General features: G+C 41.7%; 28 protein-coding genes and 5 pseudogenes. 7 read left to right on the forward strand and 26 right to left on the reverse strand.

Translation table 11 applies throughout. From position 1 onward, the window contains the following. Positions 1-138 (reverse strand): annotated as a pseudogene (locus AB6E08_RS17390) (transposase); the annotation flags it as partial. Between the two features lie 79 nt (positions 139-217). Here AB6E08_RS17390 and AB6E08_RS17395 point away from each other — a divergent pair. Then, positions 218-538 (forward strand): annotated as a pseudogene (locus tag AB6E08_RS17395) (transposase); the annotation flags it as partial. 42 nt (positions 539-580) lie between these two features. Further along, positions 581-799: a hypothetical protein gene (locus tag AB6E08_RS17400; RefSeq protein ID WP_371691439.1), complete on the forward strand. Its 219-nt coding sequence runs from the start codon at positions 581-583 to the stop codon at positions 797-799. A 69-nt stretch (positions 800-868) separates the two neighbouring features. Here AB6E08_RS17400 and AB6E08_RS17405 read toward each other — a convergent pair. Both AB6E08_RS17405 and AB6E08_RS17410 read right to left on the reverse strand, forming a co-directional pair. Next, positions 869-973: pseudogene (locus AB6E08_RS17405) on the reverse strand (AraC family transcriptional regulator); the annotation flags it as partial. 108 nt (positions 974-1,081) lie between these two features. Then, entirely contained in the window at positions 1,082-1,453 is a 372-nt protein-coding gene (locus tag AB6E08_RS17410) for an AraC family ligand binding domain-containing protein (RefSeq protein ID WP_198928818.1), read from the reverse strand. Between the two features lie 395 nt (positions 1,454-1,848). Between AB6E08_RS17410 and AB6E08_RS17415 the strand changes: the two genes are divergently transcribed. Continuing rightward, positions 1,849-3,804, forward strand: coding sequence for a methyl-accepting chemotaxis protein (locus tag AB6E08_RS17415; protein ID WP_017098238.1), 1,956 nt, complete (start codon positions 1,849-1,851; stop codon positions 3,802-3,804). 342 nt (positions 3,805-4,146) lie between these two features. Here the strand turns inward: AB6E08_RS17415 and ltrA are convergent. The 3 genes and pseudogenes from ltrA to AB6E08_RS17430 all read right to left on the reverse strand — a co-directional run bounded on the left by ltrA (position 4,147) and on the right by AB6E08_RS17430 (position 7,231). Then, positions 4,147-5,618: pseudogene (ltrA, locus tag AB6E08_RS17420) on the reverse strand (group II intron reverse transcriptase/maturase). Positions 5,619-6,222: 604 nt separating this feature from the next. Then, entirely contained in the window at positions 6,223-6,492 is a 270-nt protein-coding gene (locus AB6E08_RS17425; protein WP_029223978.1) for a hypothetical protein, read from the reverse strand. A gap of 184 nt (positions 6,493-6,676) precedes the next feature. After that, a complete protein-coding gene (locus AB6E08_RS17430) occupies positions 6,677-7,231 on the reverse strand; it encodes a recombinase family protein (RefSeq protein ID WP_076678502.1) in 555 nt (184 codons plus the stop codon). A gap of 365 nt (positions 7,232-7,596) precedes the next feature. Here AB6E08_RS17430 and AB6E08_RS17435 point away from each other — a divergent pair, with 365 nt between their 5' ends. Next, the gene (locus AB6E08_RS17435) at positions 7,597-8,586 is read left to right on the forward strand and encodes an IS5 family transposase (RefSeq protein ID WP_017098254.1); all 990 of its coding nucleotides are present in this window, start codon (positions 7,597-7,599) and stop codon (positions 8,584-8,586) included. 137 nt (positions 8,587-8,723) lie between these two features. On the opposite strand, the gene AB6E08_RS17440 is transcribed toward AB6E08_RS17435, so the two are convergent. The 13 genes from AB6E08_RS17440 to AB6E08_RS17500 all read right to left on the reverse strand — a co-directional run bounded on the left by AB6E08_RS17440 (position 8,724) and on the right by AB6E08_RS17500 (position 13,332). Continuing rightward, positions 8,724-9,119 (reverse strand): hypothetical protein, encoded by a 396-nt coding sequence (locus AB6E08_RS17440; protein ID WP_017098253.1) that lies wholly within the window; start codon positions 9,117-9,119, stop codon positions 8,724-8,726. Continuing rightward, the gene (locus AB6E08_RS17445) at positions 9,116-9,340 is read right to left on the reverse strand and encodes a hypothetical protein (protein ID WP_017098252.1); all 225 of its coding nucleotides are present in this window, start codon (positions 9,338-9,340) and stop codon (positions 9,116-9,118) included. The genes AB6E08_RS17440 and AB6E08_RS17445 overlap by 4 nt, the downstream gene beginning before the upstream one ends. Positions 9,341-9,350: 10 nt before the next feature. Continuing rightward, positions 9,351-9,584: a hypothetical protein gene (locus AB6E08_RS17450; protein ID WP_017098251.1), complete on the reverse strand. Its 234-nt coding sequence runs from the start codon at positions 9,582-9,584 to the stop codon at positions 9,351-9,353. A gap of 13 nt (positions 9,585-9,597) precedes the next feature. Then, positions 9,598-9,729, reverse strand: a complete 132-nt coding sequence (locus AB6E08_RS17455) for a hypothetical protein (RefSeq protein WP_269461135.1) — start codon at positions 9,727-9,729, stop codon at positions 9,598-9,600. A 234-nt stretch (positions 9,730-9,963) separates the two neighbouring features. Next, entirely contained in the window at positions 9,964-10,149 is a 186-nt protein-coding gene (locus AB6E08_RS17460) for a hypothetical protein (protein ID WP_017098249.1), read from the reverse strand. A gap of 38 nt (positions 10,150-10,187) precedes the next feature. Then, positions 10,188-10,460, reverse strand: coding sequence for a hypothetical protein (locus AB6E08_RS17465; RefSeq protein ID WP_017098248.1), 273 nt, complete (start codon positions 10,458-10,460; stop codon positions 10,188-10,190). 8 nt (positions 10,461-10,468) lie between these two features. Continuing rightward, positions 10,469-10,696, reverse strand: coding sequence for a hypothetical protein (locus AB6E08_RS17470; protein WP_017098247.1), 228 nt, complete (start codon positions 10,694-10,696; stop codon positions 10,469-10,471). 3 nt (positions 10,697-10,699) lie between these two features. After that, complete coding sequence (locus tag AB6E08_RS17475) at positions 10,700-10,930, reverse strand: hypothetical protein (protein WP_029223979.1); 231 nt, start codon at positions 10,928-10,930, stop codon at positions 10,700-10,702. A 13-nt stretch (positions 10,931-10,943) separates the two neighbouring features. Further along, positions 10,944-11,327 carry a GIY-YIG nuclease family protein gene (locus AB6E08_RS17480; RefSeq protein WP_017098245.1) on the reverse strand — a complete coding sequence of 128 codons (384 nt, stop codon included), beginning with the start codon at positions 11,325-11,327 and terminating at the stop codon, positions 10,944-10,946. A gap of 15 nt (positions 11,328-11,342) precedes the next feature. After that, entirely contained in the window at positions 11,343-11,696 is a 354-nt protein-coding gene (locus AB6E08_RS17485) for a type II toxin-antitoxin system PemK/MazF family toxin (RefSeq protein WP_017098244.1), read from the reverse strand. Further along, a complete protein-coding gene (locus tag AB6E08_RS17490) occupies positions 11,696-11,950 on the reverse strand; it encodes an AbrB/MazE/SpoVT family DNA-binding domain-containing protein (protein ID WP_017098243.1) in 255 nt (84 codons plus the stop codon). The genes AB6E08_RS17485 and AB6E08_RS17490 overlap by 1 nt, the downstream gene beginning before the upstream one ends. A gap of 79 nt (positions 11,951-12,029) precedes the next feature. Next, positions 12,030-12,701: a site-specific integrase gene (locus AB6E08_RS17495; RefSeq protein ID WP_017098242.1), complete on the reverse strand. Its 672-nt coding sequence runs from the start codon at positions 12,699-12,701 to the stop codon at positions 12,030-12,032. 145 nt (positions 12,702-12,846) lie between these two features. Next, positions 12,847-13,332 (reverse strand): hypothetical protein, encoded by a 486-nt coding sequence (locus AB6E08_RS17500; protein WP_280605145.1) that lies wholly within the window; start codon positions 13,330-13,332, stop codon positions 12,847-12,849. Between the two features lie 560 nt (positions 13,333-13,892). Between AB6E08_RS17500 and AB6E08_RS17505 the strand changes: the two are divergent. Continuing rightward, positions 13,893-14,652: pseudogene (locus AB6E08_RS17505) on the forward strand (transposase); the annotation flags it as partial. 108 nt (positions 14,653-14,760) lie between these two features. Here AB6E08_RS17505 and AB6E08_RS17510 read toward each other — a convergent pair. The 6 genes from AB6E08_RS17510 to AB6E08_RS17535 all read right to left on the reverse strand — a co-directional run bounded on the left by AB6E08_RS17510 (position 14,761) and on the right by AB6E08_RS17535 (position 20,321). Next, complete coding sequence (locus AB6E08_RS17510; protein ID WP_017096991.1) at positions 14,761-15,636, reverse strand: DnaJ C-terminal domain-containing protein; 876 nt, start codon at positions 15,634-15,636, stop codon at positions 14,761-14,763. Between the two features lie 141 nt (positions 15,637-15,777). After that, complete coding sequence (gene dnaK / locus AB6E08_RS17515) at positions 15,778-17,667, reverse strand: molecular chaperone DnaK (protein WP_102258078.1); 1,890 nt, start codon at positions 17,665-17,667, stop codon at positions 15,778-15,780. A 178-nt stretch (positions 17,668-17,845) separates the two neighbouring features. Then, positions 17,846-18,265, reverse strand: a complete 420-nt coding sequence (locus AB6E08_RS17520) for an Hsp20 family protein (RefSeq protein ID WP_017091829.1) — start codon at positions 18,263-18,265, stop codon at positions 17,846-17,848. A gap of 430 nt (positions 18,266-18,695) precedes the next feature. Beyond that, the gene (locus AB6E08_RS17525; RefSeq protein ID WP_102421416.1) at positions 18,696-19,205 is read right to left on the reverse strand and encodes a hypothetical protein; all 510 of its coding nucleotides are present in this window, start codon (positions 19,203-19,205) and stop codon (positions 18,696-18,698) included. 605 nt (positions 19,206-19,810) lie between these two features. Continuing rightward, complete coding sequence (locus AB6E08_RS17530; protein WP_017098235.1) at positions 19,811-20,089, reverse strand: hypothetical protein; 279 nt, start codon at positions 20,087-20,089, stop codon at positions 19,811-19,813. Positions 20,090-20,153: 64 nt separating this feature from the next. Further along, a complete protein-coding gene (locus tag AB6E08_RS17535) occupies positions 20,154-20,321 on the reverse strand; it encodes a DUF2913 family protein (protein WP_017098234.1) in 168 nt (55 codons plus the stop codon). 663 nt (positions 20,322-20,984) lie between these two features. On the opposite strand from AB6E08_RS17535, the gene AB6E08_RS17540 reads away from it, so the two are divergent. Together AB6E08_RS17540 and AB6E08_RS17545 are read left to right on the forward strand one after the other, a co-directional pair. Next, the gene (locus tag AB6E08_RS17540; protein WP_017098231.1) at positions 20,985-22,232 is read left to right on the forward strand and encodes a ParA family protein; all 1,248 of its coding nucleotides are present in this window, start codon (positions 20,985-20,987) and stop codon (positions 22,230-22,232) included. A 1-nt stretch (position 22,233) separates the two neighbouring features. Beyond that, on the forward strand, positions 22,234-23,187 hold the full coding sequence (locus AB6E08_RS17545; RefSeq protein WP_102258082.1) for a ParB family protein: 954 nt from the start codon (positions 22,234-22,236) through the stop codon (positions 23,185-23,187). Between the two features lie 191 nt (positions 23,188-23,378). Here AB6E08_RS17545 and AB6E08_RS17550 read toward each other — a convergent pair whose 3' ends face one another. Beyond that, positions 23,379-24,425 (reverse strand): replication initiation protein, encoded by a 1,047-nt coding sequence (locus AB6E08_RS17550; protein WP_017099008.1) that lies wholly within the window; start codon positions 24,423-24,425, stop codon positions 23,379-23,381. Positions 24,426-25,844 lie beyond the last annotated feature (1,419 nt).

A 25,844-nucleotide genomic window follows, 5' to 3' on the forward strand; every position in this document is an offset into this window, starting at 1 on the left:
AATCACTGAACCGACGTGGCCTCCCGCGCTTATTCTGTTTGCTTTGCGCCCACCCGCTTATCGCTTCTTCATCAATCCAAAAGGTCAAAGAGCCACGGTTAATAAGTGATTGGTTGTTTTGTAACGTGGTTTAGGCATGAGGCTACGAGAGATAGTGGACGTAGCAGATCAGATCGTAGGTTCTGGATTTAGTTCCATTGAATTACGCAACAAAGCCGCTAAGAAGCTTCAAGGTAAAGGTAAGTTAGGAGCGCTGTCTAAAACCCAGAAACTCTATGGGATAGAATCCCGCTTAAAAGGTGCGTCTATCGAGACACGAAAAGCTGAGCGTCAACGGCATGCTAAGCCGATACTGGATGAGATGTACGAGTGGATGACGACTCAACAAGTGATAGCTTCTAGCCCGCTGGGTAAAGCGATAAAATACACGCTCGGCCAATGGCCGAAGCTCATCCGCTATATTGATGACGGTCACTTATCGATAGACAATAATCGTGCTGAACGTGCAATAAAACCGCTGGATATAGGCAGAAAAAACTAGCTCTTCTCGACCAACCCTAACGGGGCTGAAGTGAGTGCGATGCTTTACAGTGTTGTTGCAAGTCAGGAGGGTGGTTGGTATAGCCCTGAAGGAGACGCATGTAACTACGGTAATGCTAATGTGTCGACATCTGACCGTGGGACCTCTTCGTGGGGACAAGACCCAACGGCTCAAACCTGCTTAGTTTCAATCAAAAAGTATCAGGAAAAAAAACGAAACATTGATTGTTTTGAAGGTCCAAAAGTGGTTAAAGGGTAGCTGCTTGTAAGCTAAACCTCACTTAACAATGAGCTCTGACTTCATTACGTCAGAGCTCTTTGTTAAGTGCTATACAGACGAAGTGGCATAACGTTTCGGAGTTATACCAAAAGCACGTTTAAAGTTTCTTGTTAAATGGCTTTGATCAAAAAAGCCGCACTCTAAAGCGGTATTAGCACAACTATCCCCTCATTACCGCATTCTTCTGTCTGTCCCGAATCGCTTTCGATGTTAGCTTTGCGTGATCACCATGCCTGCCAAAGAGCATTTCAAAGCAAACCGTCAGGATTCCTTTGTAATATCAAAAGCTGGCTCTTCTATAGCAATGTGCAACTGGCGAAGCAGACTAAAGAGTTCGGGGTCGTTTAGTATCGGTGATTTGATAAAGGGCAAAACATCCTGATCCGACTGCTCAAAATGGCGTTGTACCATCGCTAGTTCAAAGTAAAACATTCTATACTTCCAACCAGTGTGACAACCAGCAAAACCAGTATGAACTTCAGCAGGATTTATCGTCACGATCTGGTTTTCAGGAATAACGATATTATTGCCACGATAATAGAGACCTTCTGCCCCTTTCTCGATAACACCAATAGTAAGATCGTCATGCCAGTGCTTAGAAAATTCGAACTGTTGACAAGAGGCTTTCAGCAGTTCAGTACCTTCAAATGTGCCGCTTTGCCAAACCTTGGAAAATTACATCTACATAACCAGTTACTGTTTTGTCAGCAAATAGAGTTTATCGTCACATATAGTTAAGTAAAAGTGACTATTTCTTGAAGTGATAATTCAAATGTAGTTTTATACTCACTCCAACAATAGATATTTTCAGAATACAACATACCACAATAGAACAATCCCGTATTTGTTAAGTTTAGCCCATAAGAAGAGATAGTTAGCAAAGGCTATATCGGAAGATGGTAGCCAGAAAAACCGCTGAAAAAATAGCTCTGTTGATAGGTAGGTCAAACGATCTCAGTTAGATTTTAGGCCTAGATTACCATCTTTAAGTTAAATTTGGTTAACTTAAAATAACTAGAAGTGCCCACATGAACATAAAGAAGAAACTATTGATTGCCCAAGTCATCGGCATACTGATCCCTATTACTATCGTCTCTATTTTAGTTGCTAATATTCTAAAGAACCTCGCCTTGGATAATTTTGTATCCAGCAGTAACAACGAAATACGCCAGGTTGAAAATGCGGTTTCAATCTACTTTAAAGATATTGGAGAAAACCTCACCTATCTCGCAAAAAGCCCTCAATTGATCCATGCAGATGACAGCATAACTACCTACATGGGGAAACCGAGCGCAGAGATGACTCCGGAAGAAAATGGGTCTGTGGAACGGACTATTTACTCACTATTTGATCAGGTGGGTAAAACCCATCCTGAATATGCCTATATCTACATGGGAACTGAAGATGGTGGATTTATACAATGGCCTACAGGGGGAAGCCCTGAAAACTATGATCCTAGGGGCCGTCCATTTTATAAAGCTGCTAGCACCTCGCCTTCAGATATCGTTCGTGGACAGGCCTATTACTGGGAACCAGATGATGCTGTGATCTTAAGTACCACAAGGACATTTGACTCAAAAAATGGTCGAAGAGGTGGTGTTATTGCTATCGACGTTTCACTAAAAACTCTCACGGATATCATCAAAAATATCAAGCTTGGTGAAAACGGTTATCTAATGATGATCGAAGATTCAGGCAATATCCTGGTCGATGCAGGAAAGCCGGAAAACAGCTTTAAACAAATCGATGAACTTAGTGGAAGCTATCGCACAATTAATAATACAAAATCTGGCCTGGTCAATATTGAACTGGATGGACAAAGCTACATGGCTAATGTGTATGAATCTAAAGTGCTAGGCTGGAAGTTCGTTGGCATCATTAGTCAGGATGAAGTGATGAGCTCCCGTAATGAGACTCTGGAGCTCATTGTCTATACTGTGTCTGGGCTTATTCTCCTGTTCATATTTGTCGCTGCCCTATTCGCGAACACAATTGCTAAACCGCTACAAATTGTTTCTGACAGTCTTAAAGAAATCGCATCAGGTGAAGGTGATCTCACGAAGACAATCTCTATCGATTCCAAAGATGAAACTGGAAAACTGGCTAGTTACTTCAACCAATTCCTTGATGCAATAAAACTGATTGTTCTTCAAATCACCGAATCTGGTAAACAAATGCTTAACTCATCAGAGCAAGCGATCGAAATTGCAGGAAAAATGGCTGAAACATCGGATCGTCAAAGCCAAGCTCTGGAGCAAGTATCAACAGCATTCAATGAAATGGTTGCGACTGCCAACGAAGTATCTACTTCATGTGCTGCCGCAGCGGATTCTGCAACGGTTGGTCAAAAACTGGTTGATGAAGGTCGTCAGCATATTGATCTGGCAGTTCAAAGTGTCCACCTACTATCAGAAGCGCTAACTCAGTCTTCAAGCGAACTAAAGAGCCTAGAAAATGATACTCATGGAATCACTATGATTCTCGACACAATCAGAGATATTGCCGACCAAACTAATCTACTTGCATTGAATGCCGCTATTGAAGCAGCAAGAGCCGGAGAGCAAGGCCGAGGATTCGCTGTAGTTGCTGACGAAGTTCGCGCGCTCGCGAAGAGGACCGCAGATTCTACTCAGGAGATTGATGAGTTAGTCAACAGGCTTCAGGTTCAAACCAAACAAGTCACTCAACATATGAGTCATAGTCTCAATAATTCTAGCCAAACCGTAGAAATCACTCAGGCAGTACAGAGTAGCTTTCATGGAATTTCCAGTTCGGTTGACGTTATTCGTCAAATGAATATACAGATAGCAACAGCTGCAGAGCAACAGCATCAAGTTGCAGAAGAAATCAACGGTCATATTCATCAAATACATCAAGATGCTGTAGTGGTTAAGGATATTTCTAACAGTGCGAATGACAATGCCAAGGAGCTTGATGATATCGCTTTGAATCTGAATACCCTTGTTTCCAGATTCAGGACGTAATTGATTGGGCTAATCCAAAAAAGGTCTTCAATACAAAAATCAAACGCTCATTTGTGTATGCGTAGTCATAATTTCCACATACAATAAGCGTTGTGCAACAAACTAAAGGTGGTAGAAAATGTTCATTTCCGTTCGAGAGCAGCATCTTAACAAAGGACGTAAGTACTGCATTTTGCAGTACTAAAACTTATCCGAAGGGTAGATTCTGCCTCTGACCGCAAAACGATTTCTGTCGGGTGGACGACACTTGTTACCAAGTGCCGTCTCCCTAAGAACCCAGCGTGCAACTTTCACTGCACTAGGCTTAAGCCTCTACAAAGGCATCAAATGATACCCAGCAACTTATAAAGCAGTGAGAGCAGGTTCAATCCAAGAATTACGAGCTAGCCTTTTGTGTTTTCTCTTTCCCAAGTATTCTTGGTATTGAGGGTCGAAAGGTGTCACTGCGCTTCGGATCTTCACATGTCTTTCTATCGGCACTTTAGCTATTTGGAAAAGATTAAACTGGCAATCCATATCCTTTATCTTCTGCCAACCGTGAAACTGCCATTGGCCTTTTCGGTTGATGAAGTATTTCAAGGCGATCCAAGTTTTAGATTTTGTTGGATGTCGCCTTTTAGCCCAATGCCATAACGCTTGAAATAGTTTGTGACCGACATAACTGAATACCTGCTTAGCTACGCAGTGGCGATAATAGTTCGACCACCCTCTAAGCTTTGGGTTAATCAGTTTGATAAGGTCGTTCACCGGTAGGGTAACGTGCTTTTTGATGAGTCCGCGCAAGTTACTTAGGAACGTCAACGTATTGGCCTTGCTCGGTTTGATGAGCAGTTTTCCTTTGTACTTCCTATGGTTGAACCCAAGGAAGTCAAAACCGTCGTTGATGTGAGTAATGTGCGTTTTCTCTTCGGATAACGTTAAGCCTCGTACCGCTAAGAAGTCAGCAATCAGTGGTTTGATATCGTTCTCCAACACTTCCTTTGAAGCGCAGGTGACGACGAAATCGTCGGCATATCCAATAAAGTTAGCTCTTGCGCCTTTCTTAAGCGCGGTAGATTTAATGCGCTGTTCGAGACCCGATAACGTCATCAACATCAAGGTGGGGGATATAATTCCGCCTTGAGGCGTGCCTTCGTCGGTGTCGTAAAACAGCCCTTTGTCTACAAAGCCAGACTTTAGCCATTGCTTCAACATACGTTTATCAACAGCAACATTATCCATCAGCCATTGATGCCCAATTTTGTCGAAACAGGCTTTGATGTCCCCTTCAAGAACCCATTGTGCTGACCGTTTCTGACTCAAACAGATGAAACACTGGCCGATTGCGTCAGCCGTGCTGCGATTTGGTCTAAAACCATAACTATTAGGGTCGGCAAGCGTTTCGGACACAGGTTCTAATGCTAGAAGATGGAGAGCTTGTTGGGCTCTATCAATCATGCATGGAATACCCAGAGGCCTGAGCTTACCGTTCTTTTTGGGGATGTAGATACGCTTGAGTGGTTTAGCTTGATAAGCTTTCCGACTCAGTTGATTTACTGCTTTCATACGACGCGCGTCTGTGTTCCAGACAACGCCGTCTATTCCAGGCGTTTACTGCCTTTATTTTGAGAAACCCGCTTAACAGCAAGAAGTTCTGCTGAGCGAGAATGAGTCAGTATCCACTGCAATGCTTTAGCTTTGCCGTGTTTACCGTCTCTAGTTGCCTTTGCGATACGCATTTGAAGCTTTAAGACGTTCGCCTCTACGGCCTTCCAGTTAATGGATTGCCACTGTGCACTGTCAGAAGATGCACTAATCTCATTCGAAATCATCATTTGCTTTTCTTCCTTAATAAAGTTCTTCAAACTCTCTCGCAACGAGAGACCAGTTGGAAGTGGGCTCACTTTCGTGACCAGACACAAGTCTGTATCTACATCGTTACAATGCAGCCTTAGCTTTTTCCAACCTCCTATACCTGCATCACTATCGGCCACACAGGCTTTCCCAGAGGGAGTGATACAGGCTTACCATGTTCCGTATGCAGCGCGATGGTAGGTTAGGTGCCCGCTATGGTGCGAAGAGCGTGTTGATCACGAAAGAGCATTGGACAATCTCTTTCCTACTCTTAGTGCCTTTTGGCTACAGCGTATAAACCACTTCCGCTGCTTCGTAATATAACGCACCTTGAACGGATTCACGTGTGTTCACCATACTACCTGCCTAGCACTCACCCGATTTATGTGGTTATCAGGAGGAGCCTTCTCTCGCGATTTAGCTCCCGACAAGATAGTTTCTTGTCTTCGTTACATTGTCAGAGCCGCTACTTAATTCAGGCTCCTAGGCTCATCTGGTGATACAGATGGTCCATTCTTAACGCGATGGACAGCGCTGCATACGACCTCATGTCGCACGTCCAAAAATGAGTTTCAGAAGCATCGTTTAATCAAGCCAAGTGAGTACCTTATCAAACCCCTTTGGCGTTATATTGATGTACCAATCTAGATCCACTTTTTTGCGCATAACCAGTCCACACTCTTCAAGAGCTTTACATGAAACTCGGAAGTTGTTCGGGTGAATATCTCTCCCAAGCACTTGATTGACGGCCAGGTTGATGACGGTTGACTTACCTTCTTTTACTCCTTTAATGAACGCCTTGGCCAAACATCTTAAGACCTCTTTTTGAACCTGGCTCATTCTTGCTCTTTTCATTCTCTCTGCCTCTTAATCATTGCAACAATAATTAAATTAAAATTCTGAAAATTTGTTTATTTCATCAAGGGATAGGTTCGTGCTGGCTGCTATATGCTTGCATGTAGAGTCAGTATGAAGCCGACAGAGCGAAGCAACGTCAGTCAGCTCTTTACTCATTTAAAGAACAGCTTTGTTCGCGATTCTAAAGAGAGATATTTTTTCCTAGAACCTTATAGACCGTAGTCCTACTGCACTCTAACTCTTTACTGATCGCATGCTTGTTCATTCCTTGGCCTGCAAGCTCTTGAATACGTGTATGAAGCGTCTTATTAGGAAATCGGCCAAGATGCCTTCCTTCAGAGCGAGCACGCTCTCTGCCTTCATTACAACGCTGTAATATTCGTTTTCTTTCCATTTCAGCAAACGCCGATATGGTCGTATAAATAACTCGACCTACATCGCTATTGATATCTAAATCCCCCAAATCATGAAACACCAAACCCGCTTTCTTTTGCGCTAGTTGATCGGCAATTTGCAAAGCATCAATGGTATTTCGAGCAATGCGGTCGACTTTGGTAACATGAATAACATCTCCCTCCCTTGCAAAATCCAGCAACAGGTTAAGCTGTTTTCTATCAGAAGATTTACCGCTCGCTTGCTCTTGGTAAATTTTTTCACAACCAAGACGTTTAAGTTGTTCAAGTTGAACATCGAGCGTTTGGTCTTGGGTGCTAACACGAGCATAACCAATTTTCATAAAATGGCCTAAAAGTGAACTTAAAGATATTGATACACAAGTGTACATGTTCACTTTAAATTATAAAGACTAACTGAACAGTTATTAGATGATTGTGAGTAATGTCCATAAAGTTACACCTTAATGAACAGTTGTTAAAACAAAGCGGGGGAACAGCCTTAATCATTGCAACAATGATTAAGTCAAAAGAAAGATTTGGGTGCACCTTGGCATGGATCACAACACTGAATCAGGATACATGAGGTGATGATGAGCGTAAAACGCTTGTTCGGGGCGTTGTTGCATCGCTCGTATTTCGGAGCAGCACAATAATCACGAGGCTTCTACTGATATAATGCAGTTTTCGCCTCGAGGCTTACTTATCCATGCCAAACAAGTTTAACAATTCAAAGCGCCACCACATTCCAAAGCAAACCTATAAACTGACGAACTGGCCTGAATACAACCAATCATTGATGAACCGAGGACGAATCGATATTTGGATAAACGAAGAGCTCTTAGATACATGGAACCATAAAGACCGTACCTATGACGGCACTGGCTCTAGCCCTCACTATACTGATGAAGCTATATTGATATGTCATGAAATCCGAATGGTATTACGCTTACCCTTGCGTCAAGCTCAAGGTTATATTGATTCGTTATTTGACATGTTGGACTTCCCATTAACTTGCCCTAGCTACAGCCAACTTTCTCGTAGACTTCAAGGCCTAAATATCAAAACGCCACTCTACCCAAAGCAACATAACACACAGATTGAAAATAATGATGTCGTCGCGCTAACCATTGACTCTACAGGCTTAAAGAGGTTTGGTAGAGACGAATGGCATCAAGAAAAACACAAAGTGAGTAGTAAGCGTAGTTGGCGAAAAATGCATATTGGCTCCGATCACAGCCACTACATTAGAGCTGCAGTTATGACAGACAAGAACACGAAGGATGAGGCTGTAGTCGGAGATATTTGTGACCAAATAAGCGTACCGGTAGGACAAGTATTTGCGGATAAGGCCTATGACGAAAATACGGTATATGACACGTTAGATAGCCACTTCCCGGATGCTGATATTGTCATTCCACCCAAGGAAAATTTGCTCTACGATGAACAGCGAGACCATCGAGTACGAAGTCGAGCGATGATAGAAATTGCGGCGAAAGGTCAAATCGCCTGGCAAAAGAAGCACGAGTATGGAAAACGTGCTCATGGAGAATTGGCAATGCAGCGATATAAACGAACATTTGGTAACCAACTCCACAGCCGAAGTTTTAACAATCAAAAGATGGAAATGATGATTGCTTGTGGTGTTTTGAACCGCTTTACCGCAATGGGGATGCCTCAAAGTTATCGTTGCGCCTAAGATCTATCAAAAGACCAGAGGATTGAGCGATGCAACAGCGCCACTCTTAGGCCATAGATGAAAGATACAAGCGAAAAGCCTTGCCCGAAGGGTAACGCCCAACTCAAGCCTTCACCACAACGCAGCCCCTTCATTATCTATTCTTGGTAAGCGATTAAGTTAAAAAATATAGCGATAATAGAAATAACCATTGTCGCTATAGCTACCCAAAATGCATTTCTTGCATGTTTATTTGCTTGTTCTGCTTTCAAATTAGATTGATACGTAAGATAGCCAAAATAAGCAGGTGCATTTAAAGACCACCTTCCTTGTTCTGCGTGTTGATATGTTGAGGTATTAATTGTAGTTAATCGTTCTAAACTTGATGGCCCTTGTGGTTCCAAACAAGTAGACCTCAGTATTTCAGCGATTCGATAAATCGAAATACCATTAAGTTCTTTCGATTGAGAGGCTTCAGCAACACTAAAATGCTCTCCCTTCTTGGCGTTGTTAATCACAAATTCAACAACTCTTAACACATCAGGCTTTGTCACACCCCTCCCCCAAATTTAATTTTACTAACAATGAGAACGGATACCGTAGGGTGATGTTCCACTGATTTGATAACACCGCCACAGCTACCATGTTCATTATCCCAATAAATTGTATCGCCTTTACTTACTGGATTAACAAAATACGCATCCGTACCTTCTGATCTAGCAGCACCTTCATTCTCTTGAGTGAGTACTATGAAGTATTTGAATTTTCCAGACATTTTTTCCCTCTTAATCGTGTAGTTCGCTATGTTGTGACTCGTTAAAAGCAAGTTCGTAAGCCATTTTCAGCACCTCGTTTCGCTCCATTTTTGAAGTAATATGCCCCTCAAAACCAATGCAAGACTTATCATCAAGACCTTTTTGGTAATAACCATAAATAACGCTCAAATCTTTTATTGAGACCTCAGAATCATCAGGCAAGGCATTAACAAGCTTAACTAAATCGCTTTTAGGTATTTTCACGAATTTCCCCTAGTTAGCTTGTTTGAATTGAACGGCCAGTAAGCCCTTTATACACAACAGCAATAACTTGATAGCCCATTGATTCAAAACGCTTCTTAACGGTCGTGTTGTTAGCGCCAGTTGCTACGGTCTTTTTAGTTGTCATATCTCCAGACCGATTTCTGTACGATACTTCAAATTTTTTTTCTGGTGTCATTGTTGGCATGAATTTCCCCTTACTTTTAACAAAATTAGTAATATGTGTTAAAACAAAATCGAGGTTGGCGGTTTCTAGGTAGCCCATTTGCGCCAGCGGTTAGCAAGGCTTATCTTTGGTAAGTAATCTACCCACCAATAGACTGGTCTATTAACCCCATCCTCATGCACTGTTTTTCCATTCCTAGCCGAAAATTGCTGTAACTAGCCACGCAATGAACGCGCTAAAAACAACATTCGCAGTCAAAAAATATAGCTTTTTCGCACCTTCCGTTTTTTGAAAGGCTTCTGTTGATGCCTGTCTTGCTCCACCAAGGACAAAACAGATAGCAAATGTAATCCAAAACATCCATTTCCCCCAACCGTTCATAGACGCTTTCACCTACGATTTTTTTACATCAAACTCAATCATTGTTGTTTTAAACAACTAGATTGAACAGTAGAAAGCTCTGATTCATGCAGGTAGCTTCCCTGTACTGGAGGTGGGGGAATTAGTTTTGGTGTTTGAGTATTTTCTAAGGTTAATCCACTAACATGTATTAGCCCTATAACATCATTTTCTTCATCTAAAGCCCAAACTGCCACTCGGTAGACGACATATGGTTTATCGTCTTTATCTACAACATTTTCATGTACAAAGTACCATCCATCTGCTTGCGTGATTTGGTTATATTTAGCCATGTGTTTATTTACCCCTGCTTTTCCAGTTCGTCAGCAATATCGCGAAGCACCTCGATCCATTTTTCTTTAGCTTCACCCTTGAACGTCATATTTTCGAAAGATTGCTTAAGTGAAAAAGTGGATAACGGAACTTCTGGTGATAAGGAAATATTCACTATTCCAGCGGCAATATCATCAATGATAAGTGAAGGTTTGATAGGCCATGACAAACCTTTTGGATCTGTTTCATACTGCATACTTTACCCCTTATCTTCGACTGGAATTAGTTCATAGGCGATTTCAGACTGTTCAAAAAAATCTAGTAGTTTTTGAAAGTGCTTACGGTTTTTGTAAACCTTTGCATTATCGAAAGAAGTAGTAATTGAGCAATTCGTACCGCATCGTTTGATTGCGGTAACGTATGACCTGTCTAGCCCCTCTTCACTGTTACGAACCGAAAGCCTCTGTGTTATTTCAATAACCCATGCCATAACCTTTTTCCCCTTATATTGACCGTAGTGCATCTTCATACATTTTGAACGGTGCATCACAACTGAATGAATCTAAAACTATTGGCTTTTTTAAAAACCATGACTCAATGTACATATCAATCAAGCTCTCTGCCGTTTCAGTATCTAAAGAAAACCACTCAGATAGAGTATCTTCATGAGTTAGCTGTCTAAATTCTTCTAACTCCAGATGAATTGCTGCTTCTGCCTTAGAAAGAAGCTTGTGTGGAACACAATATGCGACTTGAAGGTGAAGTTTAGGATCTGCTGTTCTTAGATTCAGATATCTTTTTAATGGGTTGTTAATTGTTTTGCCTATTTTACAACGAGAGTAATCAGATGAAGATCCTATAATATAAATCCAACCGACATTATTCATAACATATTCCCTCGTTTATTCTTCAAACAGAGACTCAGCCCCAATCAACGGGATAAGTCTTAGTAAAACATCTTCCATCACACCGTTTTCAGCGGTGGTTATCTTCTTCGCGTTACGGTCTTTCCAAGAGAGTGTTTGAATCAAACTTGATGCCACGACACTAGGTTTATCCAAATTCATTACCGGAACCTCGGTAGCTTGACCTCGAATACTGGTACTAATCGGACAACAGATAAGTAACCCCGTTTGCTGATTATATTCTTTACTTGAAAGGACAAGAGCAGGACGGTATTTACCGATCTCCTTGCCTTTCACGGGTTCAAAATCTAACCAGATAATGTCATTACGTTTAGGGATGTACTGAGCCATTACTCGCCTAACTCCTTACCAGAAACAACCGCTAATTCGTCAGCATGTGCCGTATGAGCATCTAAGCCGTTCAGAAGTTCTTTTTCGCTGAACGGAAAGCGTTTCTTCGGGCGTTTGATTGGTTCGATAGTGATTTTTTTACCATCGGCTTTAACCTCAATATCAGCCCCTTCAACCAAACCAAGCTGACGAATGAACGTAGCAGGAATTATGTTGCCAAGACTATTGCCAATTTTTCGTACTTGAGTGCGCATATCTCAACCTCTATGTGTGTACATTGTTATAACAATAGTGATTGTATATATTTTAATCTTGGTGTCAACATTGTTATAACTACAATGCTAGTTCAGCCGCTTTAGATAATTGGTTCGTTGAAATGTCGATGTACTCCAAACTCATTGACGGTTCAGCATGGCCTAATGCTCTTTGTATTGCGTTTAACTCAATCCCTTGAGCATTCATGTTCGAACCGTAACTTCTACGCCCTGTGTGGCTACTACAGCCTTTTAATCCGCTCCGCTGATAGATATTCCTGATCATCAACTCCAGTACATCACAAGCCTGATAATCAACCTGTTCACCTGCCTGATTTATTCTAGTTTTACGCTTCATCGAGTAGCTACGTGCACGATTGTTCAACACAAGTTTACTTAGCGGGTTTAGTCCCTGGTAGCTGTTGTTAAAAGTGGTTGCCCAATTGTGCGACTTTCGGTAATCAACCCACTCTTGGATCATTTGTTTGGCTAATTTACTTAACCAGATAGAACGGGGCTTTCTTCGTTTACACAGTGAAGCTCTAAGGTAGATCTCTTCTTTAATTTTGCCAGTAGGCATCAGTACATCATCAACTGTGAGTTGGGCGAGTTCAGAGACTCGCAAAGTCGAAAAAGACAAGGCCAAAACCACACGCTTTAGCTCAGGGTTTTGCATTAGTTGGCATCGAACAAGTAACTTGCGGATTTGTGACGGGGTAAGGCTTTTTGCTTTGGCTCTAGCTTTAGTCATTGTGTATTTTCCTCTTAGAGTCAGAAATACACACACAAGCAGATTAGAGCGTGTTGTTCATGGTATCACACGGAATTACTGACTTTGGGGGAAAACGTTCCGTAGTATCGAAATCAACTGATCACGATACTACATACTGGAGTGGTTAAGGTAATTGATGGGCTGTTGCTGTTAAAGACTCGATTTGAACTGTTTTACCTGACATAGAAACTTCTTTGGTATAAAGACTTTCTGCCTTATCCCATTCTAAAAACGCCTGATTAGCTATCGTTTGAATATTAGCTAAATTCACATCGTATTTTTGCGTTAAGCTCAAAGGAAACTTGAAATCATAACTAAGCCAAATGCCATTTTGCTCGGGACGTAATACATGTTGCCAGGCGGAGTACTGACTACCACAATTGTCATATTCAAAATTGCAAATCTCAAACCCCTTACTTTCCGGCAACTGAGATAAATATAAATACACATCGTAGGTTTGATACTCAGGCATCGCTTCAGCATTGTTAAAATTTAACACAATAACACTGTGTGCCCCTGCCTTTGTCCCAATCTCAATATGATTGGTAATAGGGGGGGGGCGTTGCAGTGTTCGTACAGCCCAATAGCGCTGATGATATTCCCACCGCAAGTAACATTTTTTTCATAAATAGCCCTTTTTTTACTGGATATCTAACCAGTATAATAAGAATCACATCACGACACAATAAACATCCTCACCAATTGATTAATGTTGAATTAATCAATAATTTCAATATGTTCTTGTTTATATATGGTTCATTCTGGCTGCTATATACTTGCATGTAGAGTCAGTATGAAGCCGACAGAGCGAAGCGGCGTCAGTATTACTAATTTAGAGAAAACTGATCATTTTGAGGTTTAGGATCAAAAAATCAAGCGAAACCAAAACACATCACAATCCGTTAACATTTAACTAAATTCTGTAATTAACTTTCAGGAGAAAACTCTAGGGTATGGAAAGAGAAATGGCTGACTTTCGAGCGGTTGTAGCTAGAGTCGTCCCCTACCGCGCAAAAGCCAGCCTAATTTTGTCAATTTAACATATGATCGATAATACAATCCAAGAAAGAAGCACCGTACGGTGACTAATTTAGGTTCTGTCGCAAACTTTGAGGATTTAAGTTAAGGTTTGCTTGATTTCTACTCATGAAACTGATTCTTAATGTGTAAGGCTGTCACTTTCCTTCTGAAGTTGTTCTTGAAACCGTACGTTATTATCTCGCCTATAAACTCAGTTATCGTGAAATTGAAGAGATACAGCTTGAGCGTAGAGTTGTTGTAGATCACGCCACTATCGATCCGTCGATAAATTTGGAAACGTGATCGATTACTACCTTAGCCCGAACCGTGATGAGGCAGCTGCCAAAGCCTTTCTGAATAAGGCCATTGCACAAAATGGTTTACCAAGCAGGTTACTGCCAAGCAATAAACTTGCGCGGGACAAGAGTGAAGAACTTGGCCCCCCTAGTGGCTGCCATACATCCTCAAACAAACAGTCCATTTCCTGGTGTCGTGGGAGAAGCGAACGGCCATGTCATTGATTTTTTACTCTGCGATCGCCATGATGAGAAAGCGGCTCGCGCCTTCTTTACCAAGGCAATCGGCTATAATGGTTTATCAGAAAAAGTGGTTATCGATAAGAGTGGTACCAACGCGTTAGCGCTGCATAACATCAATGTTCAACTCTGGCTGACGGAGAAGAGACTCAACTTGATTGAAGTATTTCAAGTTAAATATCTGAACAATATAGTTGAGCAAAGTCACCGGAAAGTGAAAGGTAAAATACATCAGTGTTTAGGGGGGGAATTTGTATGAGAGAGCCAGTTCCACCCTGGCAGGCGTGGAACTGTGGTCGATAATTAAAAACGGACAGCTCGATAATCCTGAAGGCTTATCTGCTTGGGAGCAATTTTACGCACTAGCAGCCTAATTACATCTAAAAACCAGTACACTTATACTTCATCATAATTTTGCGATACAACCCCACATTATACGGCTTTGGCTCTAGAGCTGGTTTTGTTCATTTTACTTTAAATGACTAAAGCGTTGCTCCAAATTGTTCTAACAACTCACGTTGTGCATCGGTTAGATTTTTGGGTATTTCAACTTGAACCTCCACCAATAGATCGCCCGCTTCACCTTTACGACTTGTCACGCCTTTCCCCGTCATCTTGAATTTGCGCCCTGTTTGAGTACCCGCTGGAATTTTGAGTTTAAAGCGACTGTCTAACACATTCACCGTAACTTCCCCCCCTAAAGCCGCAGTAACCATATCAACTTTGGTGTGACAAATAATGTCATTACCATCGCGGTCTAGAAACCCATGTGGTCTGGTTGCAATAATGAATAATAAATCCCCCGAAGGACCACCATTAACGCCTAAACCACCTTTACCGGAGTAACGTATCTTTTCACCATCTTTAATACCCGAAGGGATCTTAACTTTGATTTTTTTCTGTTTACCATTGATTAGCAATTCGACCGTTTTTTCAGCCCCTTGAACCACATCAATAAAGTCTACAGTAAGCGTATATTGGTGATCTTGACCTTTTTGTCCGCGTGGGCGCCCGTGTCCACCACGAGTTTGTGAGAAGAGATCCTCAAACCCTCCACCAAAGCCGCCGCCACGTTGGCGGAAGGCATCACTAAAGAAGTCTTCGAACCCACTGTGACCACCAAAACCACGATTCTCAGATTCAGTATGACAAAATTGGTCATACTGAATGCGCTTTTCTTTGTCTGTTAAAATTTCATAAGCATCTTTTACTTCTTTGAAATTCGCTTCTGCTGTCGCATCTCCGGGATTTTTATCGGGGTGATACTTCACCGCCAACTTCTTGTAGGCTTTTTTAATCTCTTTCTCCGAGGCTCCCTTAGATACACCTAGCACGCTGTAATAATCTCGTTTTGACATGCTAAAAACTCACTCAATTTCTCATTCAAACAAAAAAGGGCGTATGAGTGACCTCTTACGCCCTGAATACCAATAAGTTCACGTCTCCATGATACATAACTCAACGTTTAACAGCTCGAAAGCAATTATCCGTCAGTGGCGTTACTTCATTTCTTCAAACTCAGCATCAACAACATCGTCGTCCTGCTTAGGTTGTTCATCAGCTTGCTGTGCTTGTGCTTTCTGTTGAGTAATTTCCATTAGCTTTTGAGCTGCTTGCATAAGTTCTTGAACTTTAGCGTCGATCACTTCTTTTTCGTCACCAGACTTAGCTAATTCTAGAGCTTCGATAACCGCTTCGATTTTAACTTTCTCGTCTGCAGGTAGAGCTTCACCCGCTTCTTCTACTTGCTTCTTAGTACCGTGAATCATTTGGTCAGCTTGGTTACGTGCAATGACTAGCTCTTCGAACTTCTTGTCCGTTTCTTTGTTAGCTTCTGCCTCTTGTACCATTGCTTCGATCTCTTCCTCAGACAAACCACCTGATGCTTGTATCGTGATCTTTTGCTCTTTACCTGTTGCTTTATCTTTAGCAGATACGTTCAGGATCCCATCCGCGTCTAGGTCGAATGTTACTTCGATTTGTGGCATGCCACGTGGAGCTGGTTGGATACCTTCTAGGTTGAACTGACCAAGAGACTTGTTGTAAGTCGCTTGCTTTCGTTCACCTTGAAGAACGTGGATAGTTACTGCGCTTTGGTTGTCTTCAGCTGTAGAGAACACTTGCACCGCTTTAGTCGGGATAGTTGTGTTTTTCTCGATAAGCTTAGCCATTACCCCGCCCATCGTTTCGATACCGAAAGAGAGAGGAGTAACGTCAAGTAGTAAAACATCTTTAACGTCACCAGCTAGCACTGCACCTTGAACAGCAGCACCCATTGCAACAGCTTCGTCAGGGTTCACATCTTTACGTGGCTCTTTACCGAAGAATTCAGTTACTTTAGCTTGAACCATAGGCATACGAGTTTGACCACCCACTAAGATAACGTCAGTGATTTCGCCTACAGATAGGGCAGCATCTGCAAGAGCTACTTTTAGTGGCTCAAGAGAACGTTGAACTAGGTCTTCAACTAGAGACTCAAGCTTCGCTCGAGTCACTTTGATGTTCATGTGCTTAGGGCCATTCGCATCAGCCGTAACGTAAGGTAGGTTTACGTCAGTTTGAGTAGTAGAAGAAAGCTCGATTTTCGCCTTTTCTGCTGCTTCTTTAACACGCTGCATTGCTAGTGGATCAGTTTTAAGGTCGATACCTTGCTCTTTTTTGAACTCATCTACTAGGTAGTTAATCATGCGGTTATCGAAATCTTCACCACCAAGGTGAGTATCACCGTTAGTTGAAAGAACTTCGAAAGTTTTCTCACCTTCTACTTCATCAATTTCGATGATAGAGATATCGAATGTACCACCACCAAGGTCGTATACAGCGATAGTGCGATCACCACCTTGCTTGTCTAGACCGTAAGCTAGAGCAGCAGCAGTTGGTTCGTTGATGATCCGTTTAACATCTAGGCCTGCGATACGACCAGCATCTTTCGTTGCTTGACGCTGAGCATCGTTGAAGTAAGCAGGAACAGTAACAACTGCGCCAGTTACTTCTTCGCCTAGGAAGTCTTCAGCTGTTTTCTTCATTTTCTTAAGAACTTCAGCAGATACTTGAGGAGCAGCCATTTTTTGGCCTTGCGCTTCAACCCAGGCATCACCGTTGTCAGCCTTAACAATGTTGAAAGGCATGATTTCGATATCGCGTTGAACTTCTTCATCTTCAAAACGACGACCGATTAGACGCTTGATAGCGAATAGGGTGTTTTGAGGGTTAGTAACCGCTTGACGCTTCGCAGGTTGACCAACTAGCGTCTCACCTTCAGTGTATGCGATTACCGAGGCTGTTGTGCGTTCGCCTTCAGTATTTTCTAGTACGCGAGGTTTGTCGCCGTCAAGTACGGCAACACATGAATTTGTTGTCCCTAAGTCAATACCGATAATTTTACTCATAATAAGACCTCTCTTATTAAAATTATTTTTTCTAATGCAAAATATGTAATTCTATTCTTCTATATGAGTACAAGCGTTTAAGTCTTGCACTCTAGTGGTGATAAACAGCAATATTTTTAGACAAGGTTAGTAAAATCGAATACTAAAATCACCTTATCCGATCCTGTTTCCCCAGTCATTATTTGTGGATTGAGATCTGACGGGGTTGCATTGCTTCTGGGACTTCACGGACGAGGTCTACGTGCAGCAAACCATTTCCCATACTCGCTGCTTTAACGGTTACGTAGTCAGCCATCTGGAATTTACGTTCAAAGTTACGCTCTGCGATCCCTTGATAAAGGTAATTAGGTTTAGTTTCTACAGGCTGAACTTCACCGGAAACGATTAACATATTTTCGTTCTGGGTAAGAGTTAGTGCATCTTCAGAAAAACCAGCTACAGCCATCGTAATACGATAGTTGTTTTCGTCTTTCTGCTCGATGTTGTATGGAGGGTAGCCATTACAAGATGGCTTATTCGTGCTACTCTCCGCTAGGTTAAATAGACGTTCAAAACCAATGGCATGACGGTATAGCGGAGAAAAATCTACATTACGCATAATACTATCCTCATAAATAAGCAATAGTTCTTAGTGTTTAGTACACCAAGACCGGAGACAGACTCTATTGCACCACGTAGGCGCCGTAAGACATATGTTCCAGGTGTTAACAGGTTTAAGGAACTCGCTAATGTCGCATACTACAACGTCAACGTTCCTTGATTACAATTGCCCTAGCTTCCCTAAGAAGGCGAAGTGGGCAACTTAAGAACTTCATCTGTCAGTTCGTTTTTTTAAAATATTATCCCAAGAGAAACCTGTCAATACTAACATTAGGTTTTTTTGGTCATTTATAAATTGTTAATTTAGCAAAAGCGCTAGCTCGATTCTGTCAGATTCGATCTAACAGGTTCTTCGCTGGCTCATTCCTACACACAACCCAAATCGCGGCCTGGATCTGTCAGCATATAATGTATTTTAATGTGACACCCTAAGCGCCAAAACGCACATCAAAACAAAACCCTGAGCACTTAAACGTCCCCTCCCCCTTTGTCACAAATCGCAATGCTGGAAATACTGACCCGTAGTTGGTGTACAGAATGATGTGATCCGCTCGCTCGTGAAGAAACCATTCACCAAAGCCAGCGCCATTTAATTCGATGAAAAAGTCACGGATTTCATGGAAAGCAAAACGACGCGACCCCAATAGCGGAAACTGCTGCTTGATAGCTTCAACGAACCCTTGGTCTTTTAACGCTGCGATATCAGCCTGCTGCTCGGGCGATTGACGACGACTGAACATTTTCAAACGCTGGATTTTGGAAACCCAATCAGACTTTTTTTTCGCCTCATCACGACACTTTTTGACTTGAGAGCGCAACTTCAATACCGCCAAAGGACTAGAGATATCATTTTTTGGTGAGCTTTCGTGCCCCAGCGGCGAAACGCTGGTCGATGAATTTGAATTAGAGAGAGTTGGGATTGAGTTTTGTTGCGCCATGAGAATTTCCTTTCTGTTTGAGTATCACTTTTCGGAGCCGCTTGGCTGTCCGCTCTCTCAACATCGTTCTGCTTTGCAAGGGCGCACAGCGGCAAAGCCTCCCTTGAAAAACAGGTTGTGGGGAGAGACGGTTAACAGCCTGCGAACCCAAAAATGAAGCGAGTGAAAGAAATCGGCGCATAAGAAAACAAGCCCTTATTCGAACTTATTCAAAGACAGAGAGATCAACGAGGAGAGAGGACGAGGTGCCTCGAACGAAGAGAGAAGTGCCTTGGGTGATTGTTCTCAGGAACGTAGAAGCTCATCGAGCAGGCTCGATAAAGCAACTCAAGTTGTCGACAGAGGAGCAAAACGAAGGAATAAACCGAGCGGAGCGAGAACGTCCCAGTGAAGAAGCATCAACAACAGAACCACTCTATTAGAGATAAAACGAAGCACACGTGATAAAAATCAAGTGATAACGACCAGAAAATGAACCATGACCTATGTCCTTATACAATTCATCTCACCTTTCTCTTTGAGAAAGCGTTCATACCTCCTTTTTACTGTGCCACGATCGAGTCCCAATACCTTTGCAGCATAAGTATAGTTTCCTAGGGAATGAATCATGCATTCATCCAACAGCCCCCCTCCACCGCTTTCATCACCACACTCATATCAGGATCGCTATTAGAACTGACATAAACCAACAATCGAGCAGCAAGACATTTCCGAACTTTCAACAGATCGACTAGCATTTGCTTTTCAGTCCTATGCAGTAGCAGATGAATAACTTCCTGATCATCAATATGACCCACTTCCACTCGATAGGTTCCTGTACCTTGGACTTTATCAATCAACGTATTTAATCGATGAGTTTTAACCTTCTTAGAAAAAGGTTTCATTTTCTAACATTGAGGCAAAACACTGCTGTTCAAAGAGAGCGGTCAACATGATGTAGAGCTCATCCTAATGAGTGAATTTGGCTTGATAATTGAGGTTAATTTCGTTCATTTGCCATAAATTTTCCTCTAGGTGGCCCTTGGCATTCCTGCCTATACTCAGCATGGTCTTCAGCTCTTTCTTACATTTAGAATATTGAGGCTGTTTTATCTTTGGCTTGATGAACTCTACCAAAAACTCATTTCTTTTTTTTGTAGGCCAATAGGCTTGGCTTTGGTCAAATGAATAATAACGAGAGGGGAGGCGTTTGAAATCGTTTGGTCTATTGCTTGATAGTACTTTAAGTTAAGGCTCATGAATGGTCGCTAACTCTTATAATCCGGTGGAAGAACGTCCGAAAAGCCTGAGCTCAAGGTAGTCAAGGTGATACAACCGCGCCTCAGCCCAAACATAATTAACAATTAAGGCGTGACTTGAACACGCTAAGAATAACAAGGTTAATCTCGTTATTTAAGTTTATTCAGTACGTTGAAGAATTCTTTGAATTCAACCGTAAATAGAGCACCGACTATTACTGGTAGACCGCTATTAAAAGCGGACCTGCTTAAATTTCCCAACGCCGATAGCAGATCGCTCTTTTAAAATCACGTCTAGTGCTCTCTCAAATACGTACTTATTGCCCTTAATTAAGTCTCGTGCACCACCACTGTTAAACCAGATGAAAGAATAATATTCAGAGTAATTTGATAAGGTTGTTTTGAAAACAACCCCCATTGTCCCCGTTTAGACACCCATCAAACTTAAACCTTTATTAATTAAAAATATTCTTAAAAGGTTTAATTTGTATCTTTAGTGCTTTATATTGGTTACATGAAATTAAGGCATTAAGGGCACCCAATGACCACCATCATCGATTCATTAGAACTTGTTTGTGAACGTATGCAGCAAGAGCAGTCAGATCTGAAAGCCGTTATCAAAGAGCGTATGCAGATCAAAGTAACTGATACAGAAATTGAGGGGAGTGTCGATAGGCTTATCTATAATCACTCATTGAAGAAGAAAGAGCTTCAAGAGCTGTTTGGCTTATCTCGTGTGACCTTCAATTCTAGAATAGATGAAGCAACCGAGCAGGGCGTCGTTGGCGCTCCTATTATCCAAGGACGCACTCACCTGTATAATCGCTTCGACGTCGCCAATATGATGGAGTTCATGAACTTTCCTAAGTACAACCAGCGCTTTGAACCGACAACCGTTGTAGTGGAAAACCATAAAGGGGGCACTGGCAAATCCACCACGACAGTAACCCTAGCGACCACTGCTGCGCTTGATCTTAATCTTAATGCACGCTGCCTAGTGATAGATTTAGATCCCCAAGGCTCAACAGGCCAAAACCTGATTCATCAAGCCGACGATGAATCAGTCTACATGACAGCTGTTGATATCGCGCTAGCAGGCCAAGAGCCCGAAGGTGATTTTTCTCAATACCTTAATGACTACCGTTATGACGAGTTAGTTAAAGCGATTCCGTTTAAGACTCACCTCCCTAACTTAGATGTGATTCCTGCCTTCCCATCAGACGAACGCTTTGTCGATTCTTACTGGGGGCAAGATGAAATAGGTCAACGGAATTTGCTGAGTGTGTTGCGTGAAAAAATCTTACCCATACTTAAAGAAGAGTACGACCTAATCTTCATCGATACGCCCCCACAGAACTCTCCAATTCTCTGGGCAGTGAATGAGGCGGCTGATGCGGTCTTGATTCCAGTCACCCCACGAGAGTTTGATTTTGCCTCAACGAGTAACTACATGGCCACTATGCCAGGTACATTTAGAGCATTACCATCACAAGGAAAAAATTTAAAGTGGGCTAAATTGCTTCCAGTGAACTTCGATGAGAAGAGCGCTCATGAAGTTAAAGTGTTTGATAAATTGCTGCGTGCGGCGCAAGGGCATTTATTATCAACAGCGATCCGTCACTCTGAAGCGTTTGTCGCGGCTGCGGAAAGCAACCGTACAGTACTGGATATTCGAAAATCAGAGCAGATTTGTAGTGGTAAACAATTTGATTTAGCTATGACATCGGTGAATGCCGTGTACCACCAATTCATCACTGAAATTAAGCAGCTAGCAACAAAAGGGCTATAACATGTTACGACCTCAAGACAAGCGAACCGGCTTTAACCAAGGCAATCAATTAGGAAAACGAGTTAAAGCCGAACCCCCTAAAAAAACATTCACGTTTGCTAGCGGTAAAACAGCCACTGCAGAAAGAGTGGTGGTTAAATCAGATGAACTTGAAGTTAAAACTGCAATTCACCCTTTAAATCCACGTCGCCAAGATTCGCTTACGCTTGATGCTGTGCGTGATATATTACCAAGCGTTCAGGAAGAGGGCGTACATACTGAAGGCGTCGCGACCAAAGACGGGCAGGGCACTTACCAGTTACTTGATAGCTCACGTCGCCGTTTCACTTGCATCCATGCTAAAAAAGATTTACCTCTATGGGTTATTGAAGGGGAGATCGACCAAGCTGATTTGCTCGCTTTTATTCAAACTACTCAATCTGTAAAGCGCTTGTCTTACCGAGAATTGGGAGCTGATTACAAAAGCGTGATGCAAGCACAAGGCTTTACGAAGCTCGATGAACTAGCTGACTATCTGAATATTGGACGTGAAACTTGCCGAAAGCGCTTTGCTGCAGCATCAGTTGATCAGCGTTTGATTGAGGTCTTTCCTGATTGCGAAGGGATCCCAAATGGTTACTACGCTAAGCTGGCTAAAGTGGAAAAGCAGTTAGATAAAGAAGGTACTACAACGGCACATTTCATCAGTTCACTTAAGGTGGATGTAGATAATTTAGTCTCTGTAGAAGATAAACAAAAGCAAGTTCTTGCTCAGATGGAGTCGAAGCTTTTAAAGGGTAAAGATAAAATAAGCTGGAAGACTAAACCATTAGCGCTGTTCGATGACAAGAACAAGTATGCAAAGGTATCTCACAGCAGTGATAAGCGGGGGCTTAAGATTGAATTGAGTAGATTGCCCGTTGATGTGTATGACGATATCATACGGTTTGTTTCTGAAAAAGTGCAAGATAAGTAAATAACAACCCCGCCAATGAGCGGGGTTTTTAATGGGGACAATGGGGGTTGTTTTGCCCTATTAACAACAAACCACCTCATTATTTAGATGTCATAACAAAGTTGATGAATATAAAACTTGAGATCAGTATCACTGAAGGTAACAAATTTTTAGTGTTAGCTGCAAAACACTAAAAATCTGTTACCTGAAAATCATAATTCCATTAACTCTAACCTGTGATAGAAAATAGAATCAAACTGCATATCTGCAGGCATTACGATAATACCCATCCTAACACTTTCAATGGCGAGTTTATGGTGTTTACTTAACTCACCATTGACAGGGTATGAAAGTACAATATTAAAGGCTTCTTTTGCGAGTTTTAACATCGGGTTATCAGGTGCTAGCTCTTCAGCTAACTTTGCTCTTTCCAATGCCTCACCTTTATTGTCACTTTTTTGCTTCCATTGGAAAAGGAACTCAAGCGCAACAATACTCTTTCCTCGATAACGAGCTTTATAACCATACGATCCAGACTCTTCATCAACCAAAAAGCTTAGCTCTTTTCTCACTTCTTCGTTAGAAGCAAGCTCTTCGATTGGCTTACGAATACATCGTTCCATGAAGACCTTGTTGTTGGTATAACTGGATTTGGTTAACTTCCCTTGCTCATCTAAGAGACCGAATAAACCATGTAATTGCGCTATCGATTGCTCATGCAACTTCATTCCAGGCTTTTTAAAGCGAGATAGAATAGTGTAAAGGCGCTTAGAATGTTCTGACTTCAAACTACGAAAAGATAAATGGTTAATTTGAGCGTGGCCAGCTGACTGAGCAAGATAAGCATCCATTAATTCAGCGTTAGGCACCATAATTAGCGCCCCTTTTTTATACGCAACTCGACTAAAAAGAGGCATAAAATCAAATTCTTGATCAGCATCGTTCATTAAGCCTACTTTGCGCGATGAGAGCCTTTTAGCCATAGGCTTTAATGTTGGATAAAGCTGCTTTGCTGAAAGACCAAACCACTCCTTTAACACTTCAGATTGAAACGTATATTCAGGTGCGTATACGTGTCGACCTTCCTGATACGCAACCCAATGGTCTTCGTGTAGTCGAGAGAGGAAGAGTGCAAATGTATCATGCTCTCTCGCCGTCAGTCCTAGCTGGCTAAAAACTAAAGCATGGCTTTTCTTAAAAAAGTCATTAGGCAATTCACGGTAGTCTTCAGTTGTGATCAACTGTCGATGGTCAGTCATAGTAATTAGTTTCAGGTAACAGATTATTAGTGTAGTACAAGGATAAGACTAAATTTCAGTAACCTCAAGAACGTAATTCACAATTTTAGACTAAATTCCTGTAACCTTAATAGAAATACTAAAATGAAACACTCAATATCAAGACTTATGGGATAAAGTCTGTTTGGACACTAAAAAAATGTAACCTTCACACTAAAATTTAGATCAATAACACTAATTTCTTGTTACCCCCAGACTAATTAAAAGATCAACAAGACTAACTACAAGATCAATCACACTAATAATATGTTGCCAAAACCTCAATATCATTATGATTTTAAAGTGTTTTTTAGCAATTATAGATCTTATATAAATTATAGATCATATAGAGGTTATATACTGTTATAGAGATTGTGGATAATGTGGATAAACTCAATTTAGTAAATAAAAAAACTACTTATCCACATAAAATAAAGAATATTAGAAAAACTAGCTTAACGTTCATCGATCAATGTTTTTCTACTTTCCTACTACGGACTTCCAATTTCCGTAAGTATTGGTGCCATAGAGAGTAACGAATGCATAAACCTGACGGGCAACGCTTTGGCGTTGCTTTGTCGGATTTGTGTATGGACAACTATTCGCTCGTTCCTCACGAAAGTTGTCCATACACAAATCTAGGTTTAGAAACCTTCAATATATGATCTGAGGGAGATCTTTTAATCTCGTTGTATATTGGGGCGACAAAAAGTACGGTTCATCAGCCACTTCTGAGTGGCTTTGTTTCCGTAATCAACCCACTTTGTCTTTTGATGTCATTAGGCGACTCGATAGCTCTCGGTCATACCAAGCTGCATAAATCGATTTAATATTGATGCCGCTTGCATCATTTCCTGTTGTTGATTGTTAAAGTCTCTACTGTGTAATTTGGGGCCAATAATTGTTTTGTAACGCTACATTGCATTATCTGAGACATTCCGTTTTCCATACTGCTTTGTCTTTTGCCTGCGCGTGGGACTTAATGCAGAGTACACCACCAAATTGCTCACCCTTTTAGGGTTATGAGCGTCGTCAGCATACAGATTTTCTTTGGGAGGAATCGCTATGCCAGTTTCTGGAAATTCGCTCGCTAATGCGTCATAGACGTCATCGGTATCGTATATTTTATCTGCTGAAATATGGCCAACTTCCACATCAACTTGCCCACACAATTCTTCGACAACCTGAAAATGGTTCTATCGCAAACTTTGAAGCTTTAGGTTAGGATTTGTTCAATTTCCACTCAACACTCTGAATCGTCATGTTTAAAGGCTGCCACTTTCCCTCTGAAGTCATTCTCGAAACCGTACGCTATCTCTATCTGGCAGGGTAGTTGTCACTGTTAGAATTTAACCAGTTTGGGCGATAAAGAGTAATTGTGTCTCGTATCTCAGTAGAAAG

Source organism: Vibrio sp. 10N.247.310.24, from assembly GCF_041467175.1.
Taxonomy (GTDB): domain Bacteria; phylum Pseudomonadota; class Gammaproteobacteria; order Enterobacterales; family Vibrionaceae; genus Vibrio; species Vibrio tasmaniensis_A.